Origin of the sequence: Cyclobacterium sp. SYSU L10401, assembly GCF_010993705.1 — a bacterium.
Lineage (GTDB): Bacteria > Bacteroidota > Bacteroidia > Cytophagales > Cyclobacteriaceae > Cyclobacterium.
The window spans coordinates 364,588-381,184 of record NZ_WOFO01000003.1 but is presented as its reverse complement, the minus strand read 5'-3'; the positions used below and the strand labels follow the sequence as shown (position 1 = coordinate 381,184).

The following is a 16,597-nucleotide window of genomic DNA, read 5'->3' as shown; positions in this document are numbered from 1 at the left end:
GCAGGGGGATTTTTTCGTGCCCATCCCATCTATGCGCTTATGTAAATTTGTGGTAGGACTAGCAATGAATAAAATTAAAATCTGTAAACCTATTTCAGGACGAGTCATTACGATTTTGATGCGATTTTCGTCCGTAAATCCCCCTTGCCCCCTTTAAAAAAGGGGGATTTCGTTTACTGTCGGATTTCTCGGTACGTAAAATTCCAGCCAGATGCCGTTCATTGTGGGAAGCACTACTCTTTTCCAATCCAGCTGATATCCTATTTATGCTTGTCCCAAAACCGCTTTAGTTTGACCTAAGTTCAATCAATTAGGCCTTGATTTAAAAAACTAGACCTGCATTTAATAAATTAAAATTACGTTTAAAAATCAAACATCAAGATACTGATATTCTATTACTTATACATTCTTTATTCGAAATTGGTTTAGGGTTGTTTTTATGCGCATACGCTATTTGAGTCTAGCTGAAAACCAAGGGGAGTTCGCTACAATCCTCGCTTAATAAATGCCAGTAAATCTGCCATCTCTTCCACGCTGATTTGATTTTCCAACCCCTGGGCCATCCCTGACACCGGCAGGGCTTGCATGCTGGAAATCTCTGACCGGGAAATGGTCCGGGTTAAACCGCCGGCCTGCACTAGCTCAATGGCAGTGGTTGTCTCATGGGAAATGATTCCCTGGACGGTTTGGTCATCGGACAGCTCTATTTGCCAAAGATCATAACCGTCTGCTATGGAAAGGTTGGGATCAAGGATGTCCTTAAGGATACTTTCATAGCGTCGGTTTCGAAGGGATGCCAGGTCGGGACCATACAATTCTCCCCGCTCCTCCGTCATTTGATGACAAATGGAACAATTCTCTTCGTAGACCTGCAGGCCCTTTTCAGGCATGCCTTCCAGCTCAAGGGCAGTCTGGAACGAACGAATGACATCCTCTCTTTCGCTTTCCGAAGGCACCAGCAAAGCCCTGGCCTTATCCCGGATGGCCGGGTCTTTTTGGTTCATCAAAAAGACCGTATTGCCCCAGGGAATATGACTAGGCAAAACGGTTCCCTGCTCCAGCCCGTCCAGTAACGCATGAATGCGAGAGTCACTATTTAAAAGAGAACCAACCGCAGTATTTCTCACCTCCGGGCTGAGTCCCTTCCACCGCTCCATTAAAAAGTCCGCATATCCCCCATCGGCCGTATTGCTCAAATAGGAAAGTACTTCTTGCTGTAACCTGACCGGCTCTTGTGGTTGAATCAATTGCTTTAATTCTTGGGATACATTTTCAGGCTGAAAAAGCCCCATGATCCGCAACCCAACCAATCGATCCTCCTCCTTCTCGGAAGGATTTAGCGTAATTTCGAATGCCTGATGCACTATTTTATTTTGTGCCGGGATTTCGGGTATTGGTCCCAGGGACACCAAATCAATAAAAGCATTTTTTAGTGGCAGCGAGGAAATCACCGGTAGCTGCAGGATTATTGCTTGCTGCAGGTCTTCCCAGCCCTTTCCCGAAGGCAGGGAATGTTGCAAACCGGAGGCCATGCCCTTTATGAGAGAGGGCTCCCAACCTGCTGTAGAATAAATTGCCTGCACTAATGGAGTTATTTTAGTCTGTACTGCTTCAAATCCATCCCTTGCGGCCTGCATGCGAGCGGCTTTCTCGATCATCTCATTGAATCCGGGCTGATCGGCACGGTACCCGCTGATCAGTTCTTCCAGTATATCCTCCTGATTCCCTAACGGTGCGGCCAGCACCGCCAACTGCACCCATTCATCGTCCATATCCTTTTTCAGTACGGCCATACGCGTAGCAAATGCCCATGGTTCTGAAAGCGTGCTCAATGTGTTTACCAACTGAAACCTACCCTTGGGATCCGGATCATCGACCATCGCCGTTAGGTCCTGTTTCCAGCCTGCCAGTTTGTCTGGAAAAAACTCCGCCAATTTCAAGGCATTTTTCCGGACCCCTGCCTCCGGATCTTGCAATGCTTCTTTCACCTGTTCTGCCTGCAATTTTCCCAAACCATGCAAGGTCCATAACGCATGAAGGCGGCCCAGTGGCTGGCTGGCATTTCCAGCAAGTTCCATCAATTGCCTGGGTAAGGGATTCGGGTTGCGCTCCACCAAAATTCGTTGCGCATTGGATCGCCACCAATGGTTGGGATGCGATAATTTTTCGATTAAGGCTTGTTCCGTCAGCTGCTCCAAATCAATGGACTGTGACCAATCGGCCTTTCCCGACCCCTTTGGACTGATTCGGTAGATTCTGCCTTTATCCGTTCCCTCATAGAGGGCTCCGGATTGCGTCACTTCATCCGCCATCCATTCCGGATGCTCGATGATTTTTCGGTGATAGTCCAGCAAGTACAAGGCGCCATCCGGCCCCAGATACATATTAACCGGCCTGAACCAGGCATCCCGGGATCGAAGAAATTCACTTCGAGTGTATAATTGGCTGCCGGTGAAGGTGGCTCCCTTGTCCTGCAAAATGTCTGCATGAACCAGATTACTAACGGGTTCTGCCGTAAAGATCACCTGATCAAATGGTTCGGGGAATGCCCCACCCAAATAAGGGGTGATTCCACAGGCTGAAGTCATGACTCCGATATCTGTCAAGAGCTGATGTTCGGGATTATCCGTGATGGGATACACCTCGGCGGCATTACCGTGATCGGATACGGATTGGGTGACATTGCTAATCGGGAAAAAGGGGTTTTTACCCAAATACCTGGCCGGAAGCACTTCGTGAATCAAATGGTTATTGTTGTTAATCAGAAATCGTTCTCCCCATTTATCCGTGGCATGGCCAAATTGCGTCCGGCTTGCCAAGCGTTCCAATCCGGATCCATCCGGCTTGAATCGAATGCTTCTGCCACCGGCGTTGACGGGCAGTTGGGGTCCTTCCGGGAGAAATGGAAAGTGGATTTCACTGCCTTTATCACCCAATTTTTCCGTAAACATTACCGTAGTAACGGCCGGTTCATGGCCCAGGTAAATCCAGTTGTCCAAACCATAGCGGGGACTATTTACATTATGTTGGGGATTGGAGCGGGCAAAACCTGTTAAAATCACCTCGCGCTTGTCTGCTATTCCATCCTCATTGGTATCCTCCAGGTAAAGTACATGTGGAGGGTCTGTAACCAACACCCCCTTTTTCCAAGCCATGATGCCCGTAGGCAAGATGAGACTATCGGCAAATACCGTATGCTGATCCATGACTCCATCCCCGTCGGTATCTACCAAAAGTTTTACCTTTCCACTGCCACTTACATCCAGGGGGTAGCCGTGCATTTCTACCACAAACACCCTTCCCTTTCCATCGATGCACATGTCAACAGGATCTGCCACTAAGGGTTCAGCTGCAATTAACTCCATCTGAAACCGCTCGTCCAATTCAAAACCAGCCGGAAGATCCGCAGGAGAATTTTCATTTTGGCAGGCGCTCACTACCGTCAGTAGGTACAGGAATGCTGGTAGATGAAATAGTACGTTTCTCATAATAGTAACAAGCTATTCATTTTTTTTCGGACAACCATCCCATTAAAAAAGAAGAAACAGCGGAGATCAGGTCATCACCGGCTCTTGGAGTAAAAGCATTTACCCTCTCTACTTCGTATCCACCATGGGCATAGGCTGCTGCCGTGGGCAAATAACCCAGCCAACCATTGCTATACCCATAATAAAAGGTAAAGGGAAAAGGAGAATCCTGACGAACTTCGTTGGACAATTCACAAAAGAGTTCCAATGGAGCACTCCACAAGGCGGCAGTTTGATTGATTCTTAAAAACCGCACCGGTAACAGGACTTGCGGATTACCTGCGGCATCATTATTCGTGTACTTTTCCAGATCTGAAGGCCAGGAAAGTCCATCTTTCCTGGGGGTAGTCACTGTAAGGGCAGAAGTCTGCAGGTCTATTTTTTCGGACAGGTTTCCAATTCCCTGATAAGCATCCAGGATTTTATCCCCTAATAAAACTTTGAATTGGCTCAGATGTCCCGCTGCCGGGTTGGGGTAAACACTATAAATGGGAGCAATATTTCCGGCGGCACCATTGATAAACAGCATGGGGACACCTATTTTTTCTTCTACATATTCGGCTACAATACCCGGGGCATCTCCACTGATGGCCGTATGTTCCTGACCCAATACAGTGCCATGTATGGCATAATTGGAAACTAGGGTCAAAGGGCTACCATCCATTTTATCTATCCGGATCAGCCCGATTTTCCGGTCTACCGGTCCGTCAGGATTCAAACCCAGGGAAGCCTTTCCAGATTCATCTATCGCCCTGCGGTTGATGTTTGCCTGGGAAAATCCCCAACCCAATCCCAATTTGGCAGGTTCAAGGTTGCTGAGTGCTTCTTCTATGGCTTCCAACATCTTATTTTCGACCATTTGGGTATACTCTCTGTCCCACTCGTGTTCATACCGATCACCCATAAAGGCTTCTGGCAAACCCGGAGGCCCAACTTCAGGAGCGGAATGCGTATGGGTAACTGTCCACCAGATATTCAATACGGGTATACCAAACCTACTGTGGATCTTTTCCGCTACCCGATCGTATTCGGCCGGAGACACCAGGCAAATATCCGAGGATATCAGACAAAAAGTGTCATCCCCATCATCCAAAATCAAAACCTTGTGGTAAATTTTATCGTGTACACCTGTAGACTTACGGGGACCATACCCTAGCAGCCATTGACTGTCTTCAGGGGTGATATCGGTTTTCACCACTGCTGCTTTCAAGCTTTGGGCTTTGCCAAAATGGAAAATACTTAAAGAAAAAACCAGGAATACAATCGTAAATGATAGGTGGAATACTGAGCCTTTTCGCATTTTTTACGGTATTTGATAATTTTGGAATCTTAATGTTGCCTATTCAACCTTAATCCTGTAATATTGCAGGCAAGAATCAGGTCGTTAGCTCAGTTGGTTCAGAGCGCTGCCTTGACAGGGCAGAGGTCACCAGTTCGAGCCTGGTACGACCTACTTTTTTAACTTCCATTATTGATGCCGGTCAAGTTTTCTCTGCAATAAATCCACTTCTTCCTTCAATGCCTTGATTTTTTCCTGTAAGTGGACAATGGCCTGAAGACCTTCTAAGTTGATTTCCATTTCGTAATGCAATCTGGATAGCTTTTCCAAATCTGATACCTGATCCGGCAGAATATAGCTTTTCTCTTCTACTATCACCACTTCACAAAGGCCATAATCAGATAGTTTTTGTACAAAAGCGATTTCTACCCCACAGGTTTTACAAAACAAATCAATGGGTATATAAGATTCGTCCGGGTTATTCATGTGCTTTCAGGTTTGCCAATTGAGTAAACAGCTTTTTTTCTTCTTCGCTAAGGTTTTTCGGAATTTTGATATGATAAGTTAAAAATAAATCTCCAAAAAGCCCTTCATTTTTATATCGGGGGAAGCCTTTTCCTTTCAATTTTACCTTGGTACCATTCTGGGTACCCGGAGGGATATTCAATTTAACCTTGCCATTAAGCGTCTCTACGATGATTTCCCCTCCCAGAACGGCCGTATATAAATCCAGCTTTTCAGTTTTAAACAAATCCTTTCCTTCTCTTTTGTAGGTAGGATCTGGTAAAATCTTAAAAGTAATGTAGAGATCACCTTTTGGCCCCCCATTGACTCCTTCCCCCCCATGCCCCTTGATTTTAATGGTTTGTCCATCTTCTATTCCGGCATGGATGGTCAGTCTTATTTTTTTGCCATTGATATCCAAGGTGCGCTTATGTGTTTTATAAACCTCCCTTAAAGGTAATTCCAGGCTGGCATTGAGGTCCTGTCCTTTAAATCGAATCCTGGACTCTGATCTGCTACCGCTTCCTCCAAAAAGGGACTCGAAAAAATCGGAAAATCCTCCCTGCCCAAATGCCTGTTCAAAATCCTCGGCACTGTATTGCTGCGATCTGCTCCTTCCCTGACCCTGCTGAGCTCCTCCTTGCTGATAGGCTTCGGCATGTTTCCAGTCCTTCCCAAATTGATCGTACTTTTTCCTTTTTTCCGGATCACTCAGGACCTCATTCGCTTCATTGATGGCTTGAAACTTTTTTTGCGATTCCTTGTCATCAGGATTGAGATCAGGATGATATTTCCTGGCCAGTTTCCTATAGGCTTTTTTTATTTCTTCCTGACTGGCCGTTTTGGGTATTTCCAGTAGGCTGTAATAATCTATAAAATCCATTTTCCACTAGTCTTTATGCTGACCATTTTTGTGTTAAAATTGCTCTAATACTTCTATCCTTTTTTCTATGGGTGGATGAGTTGCAAACAAGCCGGTAATGGCTGATAAAATACCGGATGATTTATCGGGTCGGTTTTCAATAAACAATTCGGCAACATCATCACTTTTAACCGATTGAACCCGGTAGTTTCCGGAGATTTTCTTCAATGCAGCCGCCAGCGCCCAGGGTTTTTTGGTCATCTCAGCAGCACCGCTATCGGCCATGTATTCTCTTTTCCTGGAAATGGCAAACCTAAACAGCATGCTCAACAGAAATGCAATAAAGGCAATCACCATGGCGATCAGCATGGCCCGGTTGTCATTTTTACCCCTTCTCCGTCCGGCACCGTACAGCATACTTCTGAAAAGAATCTGAGCAATAAAAGAGAAGATTCCCACAAAAATAATGGAGATGATCAGCAACCTTACATCCTTATTGCGAATGTGCATCAATTCATGGGCAATGACCCCTTCCAGTTCTTCATCATTGAGCTCATTGATAATCCCCCTGGTTAAGGTTACCGTATAGGTTTTTTCATTGATCCCACTGGCAAAAGCATTTAGTGCCTGGTCTTCTATGATGTTTACCTTTGGCATCCTCATGCCCTTGCTAATGCACAGGTTTTCTACCAAATTGTACACCCGCATGTTTTCCTTTCTTTCCAAAGGTTTAGCTCCTGCCGCACCGCTGATCATTTTTGTATGAAAGAAAAAGGCAATCACAAACCAAATGGCCACTGCAATCAATACGCCGGGGATGGTATCCAGGAAAATATCATTAATGGAAGCATTGGTATTCTCCGGAGGTAGGGTAAAATATAGAAAGGCATATACCGCTGCCAGAATTAACAGCGGAAAGCCCAGCAATAGCAAAACAGACCGCATATTATTTCTTCTGATTTGGGTCTGAATCCCAATATAAGTAGCCATTTATGGGTTAAAATTTTATTTCAGGCGCCTGGTCCAATCTTTCTCTTTCCGCATTTCCTACATCAAACATCGTTTCGGTATGAAAACCAAACATGCCGGCGATCAGGTTGGAAGGAAAGCTTTGCACGGCAACATTGTATTCCTTGGTAGCCGAGTTAAAATACCTCCTGGCGGCGGCCAGTTTATTCTCCACATCAGATATCTCATTTTGGAGTTGTAAAAAGTTGGTGTTGGCTTTTAGATCCGGATAGGCCTCCACCTGGATCTGTAATCCTTGCAGGGCGGCACCTAATTCCTGTTCTGCGGCGATTTTACCATCAATGGTAGAAGCTTTCATTGCCCTGGACCTTGCTTCGGTAACCCGGGTCAGGACCCCTGCTTCATGTTCCATGTATCCTTTTACACTGCTCACCAACTGTGGAATAAGGTCATGTCTTTGTTTGAGTTGCACATCAATGTCAGCAAAGGCATTTTCCCGGTTATTCTTATAAGCAACCAGTTTATTATAAAGTGAAACAATGAAAATACCGATTAGTACGGCAACAATAACGATAATTAGTGTAGTACTCATAGTCTGGGGTTTTATCCAATAAAGTCTGAATATACAAAAATTGGGATTTATTCTTATATTTAATGCCTTATAACTTCAATTTTAAGCTTATGAAAAAATTTATCGGCCCTGGAATCGTTCTGCTGGTCATTATCCTTGCCGGAGTTTTTTGGTGGAGGTACTATTTCGTTTTTGCCGAAGGAGTAAAAGCCGGTAATTTGAATTATTTTGAAAAAAAGGGATTTATTTTCAAGACCTGGGAAGGCCGTCTGGTTCAGGATGGGTTTCAAAGCCCAAACCCCGGTGCCTTGCAAAGCAATGAATTCAGGTTTAGTGCAATTGAAGGTGATTCCGTATCTATGATACTGGAAAGGTCAGGAGGAAAATTTGTAGAGCTCAGGTATAAGGAATATCTAAACCCCATCCCCTGGAGAGGGGCAAGTGAATATGTGGTCACCGAGGTTTTGGAAGTAGGTGATGACAGAGATTCCGGCTTGCCTATGCAATGAGAAAAAAAGGCGAAAACACCCTGTTTTCGCCTTTGATATTCTAATAAAACACTTACTTTCAGGCAGGATCGCCCAATTTGACATTTTTCATTTCTTCCTGCTCCATAAAAGGCTGATTCCTTACCCTTTTTCCGGAGGCCTTGTAAATGGCATTGGCTATGGCTCCGCCCGTAGGTGGCAATGCCGGCTCTCCCAGCCCTGTAGGATCTATTCCATTTTTGATAAAATGGGTTTCTATTTCAGGAATCTCCTTCATTTTGATCAATCGGTAAGAATCAAAGTTTTTCTGGTCTGAAATGCCATCGGTAAAGGTCATGTTGGTAAACATGGCATGTCCCATTCCATCTACCATTCCCCCTCTTACCTGCTGATCAGCTCCCGTAGGATTGACCACTATGCCACAATCGGTCACAGCATATATTTTATCCAAAACAGGTGCTCCGTTGACCATTCTGGCCTCGGCCACCTGGCCAACATAAGATCTGTGGGAAAAATACACACTAATACCTTGGGAAACACCCTGCTTTTTACCCCATCCGGATTTTTCCGCCACAGTTTCTACTACTTTCTTCATCCTGTCTATGTCGTAATGGATCTCTCCTACAGGGTTGGATTTTGCTCTATCCAATAATTCTAACCGGAATGCCACCGGGTCTTTTCCGGCAGCTTCAGCTACTTCGTCTAAGAAGGACTGCTCCGCAAAAGCGAGGAAGTTGGTGATGGGTGCCCGCCAGGCATTGGTAGTAATCGGAGATTTATACTCCAGTGACTCTATCAAAAGGTTCTCTACCGATCCTGAAGGAAAGTTATTCTCCCGGGTACAATTGCCAGCATTGATCCCAACACCTCTCAATTTGTACCCAACCAGCTTGTTATCGCTATCCAGAGCTGCTTCAAACCTGTATTTCACGGCAGGACGATAGGCACCACCGGTAATATCATCTTCTCTGGACCAGGTCAATTTCACTGGTGCATTGAGCATTTTTGATAATTCTACCGCTTCTTCAACAAAATCGGCCCTAAGTCTTCTACCAAATCCGCCTCCCAAACGGGTCATCTCCACAGTCACCTTGTCTGGTGAAACACCGCAGATCTCAGCCGCTGCATTTCTTGCCCGGTCCGGGGTTTGTGTAGGACCTACCAATTCTACCCCATCGGCTTTTACATGGGCAAAAAAGTTCATGGGTTCCATCGGACTATGGGATAAAAACGGACATTGATACTCACTTTTTACCACCTTGGCAGCGGTACTAAAAGCCGCATTTACATCCCCATCCTGTCGCTTGATGTCTCCTTTTCCAGTATTCAACATGTCATCAAATACCTGGTTGTGGTAGGCAGTGGATTCGAGTTTACCGTCTACAGGTTCATATTGTACTTTTAACTGCTTCCTGGCTTTCATCAAAGGCCAGGTAGCTTCCCCAATAATGGCTACGTTTTCCTTAAAGGTAACCACATCTTTCACGCCTTTGATTTTTTTGGCGGCCTCAGCATCTACTGATTTTAGCTTCATGCCAAAAGGAGGACGCTGAATCATGGCATGTACCATTCCCTCCCGGTAAATGTCCAGGCCATACAACGGCTGCCCGGTAAACATGGCCTTGTTGTCCACATTTTTTACCGGCGTACCAATGATTTTAAAATCATTGATGTTTTTCAGTTTTACATTTTCCGGAACCGGACCAAGTGCAGCTTCATTTGCCAATTCTCCATAGGTTAATTTTTTCGACCCATGAATTACCTGCCCATTTTCCGTTTTCAAATCGTCTATGGAAACCCCCAGCCGTTTGGCAGCCGCTTCCATCAGCATTTGCCTTGCCGTAGCTCCGGCAGTTCGTAATCTTTCCCAGGAGTGTGGCATGGCTCCTGAGCCTCCCGTCACCTGACGATCATATTTTTCAGTATCCAGGAAAGCTTGTTGCACCCTTACCTTAGACCAGTCAACATCCAGTTCTTCGGCTACGATCATCGGAAATGAAGTTTTGATATTCTGACCCAGCTCTGGGTTGGGCGAATATATAACCACATGATCTGTAGGTGAAATAGATAAATAACTATTGAAATTCAAGGCACTGTTCAACACTTCCTCATCACTGACCACCTTCATTTTAGGGGAATCACAACCAGACCAGTTAAACCCAATCAAAAGTCCACCGCCTGCAGTGGCAGCAATTTTCAAGAAATCTCTTCTATTTGTTTTCAATCCTTTTTCCATGGTTATTTGGTTTTAGCTGATGCCAACTTTACTGCCTCTTTGATTCTGTGATAGGTACCGCACCTGCAAATATTGGCATTCATACCTTCCACAATTTCTTCATCACTAGGTGCCGCATTCTTTTTGAGTAGTGCCGCAGCAGTCATGATCTGACCTGCCTGACAGTAGCCACACTGTGCCACATCCACCTCTTCCCATGCCTGTTGCACCGGATGATCTCCCTTTTCTGACAACCCCTCTATGGTAGTCACCTTATCATCCTTTACGGCAGAAATGGGTAAGACACAAGACCTTACTGCTTCATCATTGATATGCACGGTACAAGCACCACATTGGGCAATGCCACAGGAATACTTGGTCCCGACCAGCCCGAGGTTGTCACGGAGAACCCACAATAAAGGGGTGTCTTCATCGACATCCACCTCATAGCTTTTTCCGTTGATTTGAAGTTTGTAGTTAGCCATTTTTTTCTTAATGTTAATTTTTGAATTTAAAGTTTTATCAGTTGTAATTCAATTGATTGCTATTTCAATGGTTATATGCTGGGATAACTTGCCAGGATTTTAGAAATCTTTAATTGATAGACAGTTATCAAAGACTATAGCTTTTAATTTTGGTTGGAATTTAATAAAAATCAGAGAAAATTTAATGGCAAATATAGAAATGATGCAAAATGAAGCCTGAAAAACAGTTATCTATAATTGATCTAATTTACCAAAGCCCAAAACCCAAAAATCTATTTATTCCCAGCGGCATATTTTTTTTAAAAAAAGGCAAATAATTTTTTTGAACTTCTATTTTTAATAATTAAATTTTGATACCAATAAAACCAACATTATTTTTCTTTTGCCCTATAACTAAAATATGCCAAATGAACAGGTTTTTAGGACTTCTGCTGCTAGGTTTGGTGGTTCTGGTCATTGCTTTCTTTATATACAATCCCCGGTCTTTGGAAAATATTTGGATGTGGGTGGTTGGATTTATAGGTTATGTGATTTATTTCCTAAGAAAAGGTGCCCAATCCATAAAAGAATTATTTAGCGGGCAAGGCCCTTCCCGGTCAGTAGTCCTTGAAGAAAAAAAGGCAACCCAGACCGGGGTTCCCCTAACGCAGCTGAATCAGAAAGAACCTGATATTTCCAGCCTGGAGAGATTGCTCAGTAAAGTTCAGCATGAGGAAGAAGGTCTTTCTCAATCAGACCTTACCGTATTGAGGTACCTGGATGACGGACTCACCACACTGGGCTTGCTGTTTATTGATGGGCGCTTTTTTGCCTATACCCTGGAGGATACCCACAGGGATGAAAAGATTTCCGGCAATACCCGAATTCCCGAAGGCAGGTACCCCTTGTCCTATAACCAGAATTTAACCGAATTAACCCAAAGATACCGCAAGCGATTCCCCTGGTTTGAATACCACATTGAAATTAAAAATATCCCGAACTATGACCTGGTTTACATTCATATTGGCAATACGCATCAGGATACCCGGGGATGTATATTATTGGCTGACGGAGTCAATACAGCATCTAAAGAAAAAATGGTGACTCATTCCCAAAAGGCCTACGAACGGTTTTATCAAGCCATATATCCAAGAGTAAGTTCCAATACACCCCTCAGCATCCAGATTTTAGATGAAAGCTGGGTGAAAAGGGCTACCATAAAAACAAAACATTTACAGGCTGTCCCCCAGACCTGAATAAATTCATTTTACAGACACTGACAGTAACTATGGAAACGGATAAAGAAAACAATAAGGGTCCCCTGGAAAAAAACAAAGGTATTTCAGAAAGAAAATATTTGTACATCCATATTGGGTCAATACTACTTATCATGTTGGCAGTACTCCTATTTATTGTCCCTGGTATGGAAACAACCAATCAATTACTGGGTTCGGGATTGGTAATTGTGACTGCATTAATATTTATTTATGGCCTATTGGCCAGGTATTTTGGTCCAAAAACAAAGGACAGAAATCCAAATTTCAACCCGTACCATACTTTCTTTTTTAAAGGTACCGTCATATTATCCTCCGTTTTAGTGATTTTTGGTATCCTGGGAGCCTTTTTCGTCTATGTGGAGTATGATAATCTTTTCCAGGCAGTGGGCTTGGCCACCTCTGTTGTATGGATCGCTTTATTCCTGATTTATTTTATGTGGTCTGTTTACCATTACAACATCAATTATGGACTGACAGACCAGGATTGGCAGCGGATATACGATGCAAAGGACCGGTACAGTCAGGGTTTGCCTGTAAAGGCTTCTGAAATGTCCATGCCTGATCACAATCCCTATCGGAGCCAGACCTTTGGGCTTCCTCCCGGAACGGTGCGGGGAATGATCGCATTTACTTTGTTAATGGGCGGCATGGCATTACTGATCGTAAGCTTTGGAACCCAATATACGGGAGTGGATGCCGCCTTGCTGAGTCAGCAATTTGAATTCTTTGAAACAGCTTTTCTAATGATGATTGCCTTTTATTTTGGGGATAAATCACTCAAATACTTGCAAAACAGGTGGGTGCCAAGAGATCGTCCTGAAGAAAATGAAGGGGAGGAAAGCAAATCTCCACGTACTACTGCTACTACCAAAAGCGATGCACCAGCCCACCCATTAAGTAGTTTGGATATGGACAATAGTCTTTTTTCAATGGAGGATGCAGGCTTTGAGCAAAAGGAGGAAACATCCAAAAGTGAATTGACTGACCAACGGATATCTTTATCCACCTCATTTGATAATAAGCAGGAAGATTTGATGTATAGGGAGGAATACGTGCAAATCAAAGACAATGTCAACAGTAAAATTTTAAGTGATATGGATATCCGGCTTGCTTTGGATGAATTGGAGCAGCGGGATAAAATCAAAATCAGCCTGCCAGTAATCAAGGCCATCGTAACCGTAGAATCAGCCGGAAGGGGTCACCTTCATGATGGCAGGGCGAAAATCCTCTTTGAAGGGCATAAGTTTTGGTATTGGCTGGAAAAATTCGGCAAAGATCCCAAAACCTTGAGCCAGGGAAAAGAACACATTATTTATAAAAAGTGGACGAGAAAGCATTACCGGGTAGGTGCCGGTGAATATGACCGCCTGAATGAAGCCAGGAATATTGATCCCAAAGCAGCGATTTATGCTACTTCCTGGGGCCTTTTTCAGATTCTGGGAGAAAACCTGGAACATCACATCAAGGGTAGAAAGTACAAAAGTCCGGCTGAATTTGAGGAACGCCAACATGAATCAGAATATTTTCATTTTTTGGATTTTCTGGAGTTCATTAAATCCAAGAAAGTCCGGGGAAAGGCATTGATAGATTATATATCCGAAGAAGTGCAGGACAATTACGACTGGGAGTCTTTCGCATATGGATACAACGGGAGCGGATATAAAGTCAATCAATACCATATCAAAATGAAAAATCACTACGAAAAATTCAAAAAAGAAGGCACATGGTTGACTTGAAATGGAAAGTTATAGCAATTGGCTGCCTTCTAATCCTTTCTTTTACTGCTTGTGAAAAGGATGAAAGAGGCCTGGTCATAGGGAAAATTCAACAGGCAAGTGATTTGGTGGTTTCCGAATTCGTGGTGGATAAAGTTGTTTTTGGAAAAAAAACGAAAAACATCTTATTCATTCCGCTTAATGAAGCCTCCTTCCTGGCCTATTCCAGGGCAAAGATAAAAACCGGCATTAACCTGGATAAGATCAGCGAAGAGGACATCCTTATACAGGGTAAGAAAATAACCTTGAAATTACCTCCCATTGAAGTGCTTAATTTTTCCTATCCACCCGAAGACTTTGTTGAAGACACTTTGATTTCCAACCCTGAGCGGTTTCTTAATGAAATCAACCTGGAAGATCAGGAAACCTTCTTTAGAATGGCTGAAATGGATATCAGGGATAACCTGCCTTATATGGGATTGGTAAGCACCAGTCAAAACCATGCCCGCGAACTCATTCAAATGGTTCTTAAAAGTTTTGAGTTTGAAGAAATCTATATCCAATTTGAAAATGATTCCCTTTTAATCCGTCAAGTAAACAGTCCCGATAACCTGATGAACCCATGATTAGGCAAATCCTCCATAGCGGCCGGTTTATTTTGGAAATCCTTTTGGTGGGAGCATTGGTTGTGTTGCTTTTTTGGTGGAACCCACTGCATATTTTCGGAGGAAAACCTGAACTACAGCCTACAGCAAACATTGTTTCTGAAATCCGTGAAGTTGGTGAAATGATTACCGCGGAGTACTATGGGGAAGTGCTGGCATCCATAGATGAGGCCCAAATCAATCTGCTGGAGGAAGAAGATATCAGATCCCAGGCAGAATACATGTATCAGGATATAAAAACTGCTCTGGAAAACCTGAGAAACTTTCACACACTTTCAGCTGAAAACAGGCTATCCATTGGAAATGAAGACAATAGTCTCAATCGCAGGGAAAGAAAAAGGTTACTTATCGATCCAGTCAATCAGAAAAATATACTTGAAAAACTCTATTTCCTGGAAGATTGGGCCAATACCAGTCAAATGGCCTTGTATGATGAGGTGTTTCATTTCATCGGCCTGGAAGCTGGGATCATCCGTTCCGGCAACTCCATTTCCGATAAGCAAGCCAGACAAGTCCTCATGGGATGGTACGAAAGGCCTGAAAACGATTGGTGGCAACCTGATGGATTTGTCACTGATTTTTTTGAAAACAGACTATCAAACTTATCACGAAGGGAGTCCAGGAAAAAGCTGGCCATCATTGGTCGGGGAACCGTCAAGGCAGGGTTTGATTTTAACGATTTGGATCAAAGCATGTATCATTTCAATGAGGATATGGGCGAACTCCATTTTTTTGGACTGGCACCACAGGTCCTCAATTCAGATATCAATCCCTGGTTTATTCCGGAAAAGGGAATCCCCGGGTTTGATATCCTGACCTACAATGGCAAGGTTGATTTTAAAGACAGTAGAAAAGTAAAAATTTATGCTGTTCAAAAGCTAAAAACCAATGCCCGCAATGCCGGGATAATTGAGCAGGCTGAAAAAAATGGGGCTGAAACCCTAAGTCGTCTATTTTCATTGCTGACCGGTAAAGAAATAAAAAAGGTCATTTTCCACCATGACAAAATCATTCAATTAACCAAAGAAATTAACGCGGACCGATACATCAGTTACGAGGAGGCCGTACAATTTGAAAAAACGATTAAACAGGAGCTGACTTCCATCGACTCCCTGAGGGCTGCGTCCGAGGACCGGTACAACAACAGGAACCTGGCCGAAAATAAATGGAATACCCTTATACAAATGATAGCGCAGGTACAGCAATTGGAGTTTGAAGCCCATGCCTTGCCCTATAATTTTTATTCTACCTTTTGGTACAAGATCACCAGGGATTCATTGATTGATTCAACGGAGTGGAGGGACATAAAAAAACATGCCCGCCCTGAGTTAATAGATAACCAATCCATACAACTTTGGTCAAAAAATGACAGCCTGTGGTTTCAGGCATTATATAGCGAAGGTTTATACCAGTTGTTTAAGGAGAACATACCCATAGGCTCATTTTCAGTAGATTCCACTTCCCTGGAAGCATGGAAAAGTATGGAAAAACCTCTCAATCGGATCAAAAATGTTTCTTTTCATCGGGAAGGAGTGGTTTTTGAGTATTTTCAGCCTCAGCCAGACTTAAGGGACAGCTTGTACCAACTCATGAGTCCGCTGAGGTACAATCCGGTAAAATTTGAGCAATGGATCTCTCAGAAAAACACCATAGAAACCATTGGGCAGATGGATACTGTTCAAAGTCTGTCTGCTGATCCGGAAGGGTTTTGGCTTTTAGATACCAGGAAAAACGAGGGACTTTTTAAAATCAATGTTCCTTTGGATCAGGTTACCCTACCGGATATATTTGCCAATGATGCATTGCCCGAAGGGTCACAGCTATCCCTGGATAGCATGGTAATTTTTAAATCCACCAATGATTTCCCTGCTTTACGGAACAATCCCAGCTCCTCCTCAAATCTAAGCCAGGATCAGAAAGAAATGCTGAAACAGTACCTCAGTACGCTCTATTCCTCCCACAAAACCTATCATGGAAGAGATTTTTTAACCAAAACCAAGTCCTGGTTTGCGGAAAAATGGGAAAGTAAATCCAGCCTGACGGAGAAATTTCAATAACCTG

General features: G+C 43.7%; 13 protein-coding genes and 1 tRNA gene. 6 read left to right on the top strand and 8 right to left on the bottom strand.

Going from position 1 to position 16,597, the window contains the following annotated elements; genetic code table 11:
- Positions 1–485: 485 nt before the first annotated feature.
- Together GL182_RS09475 and GL182_RS09470 are read right to left on the bottom strand one after the other, a co-directional pair.
- A complete protein-coding gene (locus GL182_RS09475; protein ID WP_163379418.1) occupies positions 486–3,488 on the bottom strand; it encodes a PVC-type heme-binding CxxCH protein in 3,003 nt (1,000 codons plus the stop codon).
- Between the two features lie 16 nt (positions 3,489–3,504).
- Positions 3,505–4,827: a neutral/alkaline non-lysosomal ceramidase N-terminal domain-containing protein gene (locus GL182_RS09470; RefSeq protein ID WP_163379417.1), complete on the bottom strand. Its 1,323-nt coding sequence runs from the start codon at positions 4,825–4,827 to the stop codon at positions 3,505–3,507.
- A 78-nt stretch (positions 4,828–4,905) separates the two neighbouring features.
- Between GL182_RS09470 and GL182_RS09465 the strand changes: the two genes are divergently transcribed.
- Positions 4,906–4,980 (top strand) — tRNA-Val (locus GL182_RS09465).
- Between the two features lie 15 nt (positions 4,981–4,995).
- Here the strand turns inward: GL182_RS09465 and GL182_RS09460 are convergent.
- The 4 genes from GL182_RS09460 to GL182_RS09445 are packed head-to-tail and all read right to left on the bottom strand — an operon-like array spanning position 4,996 to position 7,733.
- The gene (locus GL182_RS09460) at positions 4,996–5,292 is read right to left on the bottom strand and encodes a chaperone modulator CbpM (RefSeq protein ID WP_163379416.1); all 297 of its coding nucleotides are present in this window, start codon (positions 5,290–5,292) and stop codon (positions 4,996–4,998) included.
- Positions 5,285–6,193, bottom strand: a complete 909-nt coding sequence (locus tag GL182_RS09455) for a DnaJ C-terminal domain-containing protein (RefSeq protein ID WP_163379415.1) — start codon at positions 6,191–6,193, stop codon at positions 5,285–5,287. The genes GL182_RS09460 and GL182_RS09455 overlap by 8 nt, the downstream gene beginning before the upstream one ends.
- Before the next feature lie 33 nt (positions 6,194–6,226).
- Positions 6,227–7,162 carry a M48 family metallopeptidase gene (locus GL182_RS09450; protein ID WP_163379414.1) on the bottom strand — a complete coding sequence of 312 codons (936 nt, stop codon included), beginning with the start codon at positions 7,160–7,162 and terminating at the stop codon, positions 6,227–6,229.
- A 7-nt stretch (positions 7,163–7,169) separates the two neighbouring features.
- Complete coding sequence (locus GL182_RS09445; RefSeq protein ID WP_163379413.1) at positions 7,170–7,733, bottom strand: LemA family protein; 564 nt, start codon at positions 7,731–7,733, stop codon at positions 7,170–7,172.
- Between the two features lie 89 nt (positions 7,734–7,822).
- On the opposite strand from GL182_RS09445, the gene GL182_RS09440 reads away from it, so the two are divergent.
- Entirely contained in the window at positions 7,823–8,221 is a 399-nt protein-coding gene (locus tag GL182_RS09440; RefSeq protein ID WP_163379412.1) for a hypothetical protein, read from the top strand.
- Positions 8,222–8,279: 58 nt separating this feature from the next.
- Here GL182_RS09440 and GL182_RS09435 read toward each other — a convergent pair whose 3' ends face one another.
- Positions 8,280–10,436, bottom strand: coding sequence for a xanthine dehydrogenase family protein molybdopterin-binding subunit (locus GL182_RS09435; RefSeq protein ID WP_163379411.1), 2,157 nt, complete (start codon positions 10,434–10,436; stop codon positions 8,280–8,282).
- A 2-nt stretch (positions 10,437–10,438) separates the two neighbouring features.
- Positions 10,439–10,900: a (2Fe-2S)-binding protein gene (locus GL182_RS09430; RefSeq protein ID WP_163379410.1), complete on the bottom strand. Its 462-nt coding sequence runs from the start codon at positions 10,898–10,900 to the stop codon at positions 10,439–10,441.
- Positions 10,901–11,307: 407 nt separating this feature from the next.
- On the opposite strand from GL182_RS09430, the gene GL182_RS09425 reads away from it, so the two are divergent.
- From GL182_RS09425 to GL182_RS09410, 4 genes are read left to right on the top strand one after another with little or no spacing between them, the layout of a single operon-like run.
- Entirely contained in the window at positions 11,308–12,135 is an 828-nt protein-coding gene (locus tag GL182_RS09425) for a DUF5675 family protein (RefSeq protein WP_163379409.1), read from the top strand.
- A 32-nt stretch (positions 12,136–12,167) separates the two neighbouring features.
- A complete protein-coding gene (locus GL182_RS09420) occupies positions 12,168–13,892 on the top strand; it encodes an N-acetylmuramidase domain-containing protein (protein WP_163379408.1) in 1,725 nt (574 codons plus the stop codon).
- The gene (locus tag GL182_RS09415) at positions 13,880–14,497 is read left to right on the top strand and encodes a DUF4230 domain-containing protein (protein WP_163379407.1); all 618 of its coding nucleotides are present in this window, start codon (positions 13,880–13,882) and stop codon (positions 14,495–14,497) included. Before GL182_RS09420 ends, GL182_RS09415 begins: the two co-directional genes overlap by 13 nt.
- Positions 14,494–16,593 carry a DUF4230 domain-containing protein gene (locus GL182_RS09410; protein ID WP_163379406.1) on the top strand — a complete coding sequence of 700 codons (2,100 nt, stop codon included), beginning with the start codon at positions 14,494–14,496 and terminating at the stop codon, positions 16,591–16,593. Before GL182_RS09415 ends, GL182_RS09410 begins: the two co-directional genes overlap by 4 nt.
- Positions 16,594–16,597 lie beyond the last annotated feature (4 nt).

Excerpts from the sequence above, each read along its gene's own strand:
- GL182_RS09475 (WP_163379418.1), bottom strand. The coding sequence starts at position 3,488 with ATGAGAAACGTACTATTTCATCTACCAGCATTCCTGTACCTACTGACG.
- GL182_RS09470 (WP_163379417.1), bottom strand. The coding sequence starts at position 4,827 with ATGCGAAAAGGCTCAGTATTCCACCTATCATTTACGATTGTATTCCTG.
- GL182_RS09460 (WP_163379416.1), bottom strand. The coding sequence starts at position 5,292 with ATGAATAACCCGGACGAATCTTATATACCCATTGATTTGTTTTGTAAA.
- GL182_RS09455 (WP_163379415.1), bottom strand. The coding sequence starts at position 6,193 with ATGGATTTTATAGATTATTACAGCCTACTGGAAATACCCAAAACGGCC.
- GL182_RS09450 (WP_163379414.1), bottom strand. The coding sequence starts at position 7,162 with ATGGCTACTTATATTGGGATTCAGACCCAAATCAGAAGAAATAATATG.
- GL182_RS09445 (WP_163379413.1), bottom strand. The coding sequence starts at position 7,733 with ATGAGTACTACACTAATTATCGTTATTGTTGCCGTACTAATCGGTATT.
- GL182_RS09440 (WP_163379412.1), top strand. The coding sequence starts at position 7,823 with ATGAAAAAATTTATCGGCCCTGGAATCGTTCTGCTGGTCATTATCCTT.
- GL182_RS09435 (WP_163379411.1), bottom strand. The coding sequence starts at position 10,436 with ATGGAAAAAGGATTGAAAACAAATAGAAGAGATTTCTTGAAAATTGCT.
- GL182_RS09430 (WP_163379410.1), bottom strand. The coding sequence starts at position 10,900 with ATGGCTAACTACAAACTTCAAATCAACGGAAAAAGCTATGAGGTGGAT.
- GL182_RS09425 (WP_163379409.1), top strand. The coding sequence starts at position 11,308 with ATGAACAGGTTTTTAGGACTTCTGCTGCTAGGTTTGGTGGTTCTGGTC.
- GL182_RS09420 (WP_163379408.1), top strand. The coding sequence starts at position 12,168 with ATGGAAACGGATAAAGAAAACAATAAGGGTCCCCTGGAAAAAAACAAA.
- GL182_RS09415 (WP_163379407.1), top strand. The coding sequence starts at position 13,880 with ATGGTTGACTTGAAATGGAAAGTTATAGCAATTGGCTGCCTTCTAATC.
- GL182_RS09410 (WP_163379406.1), top strand. The coding sequence starts at position 14,494 with ATGATTAGGCAAATCCTCCATAGCGGCCGGTTTATTTTGGAAATCCTT.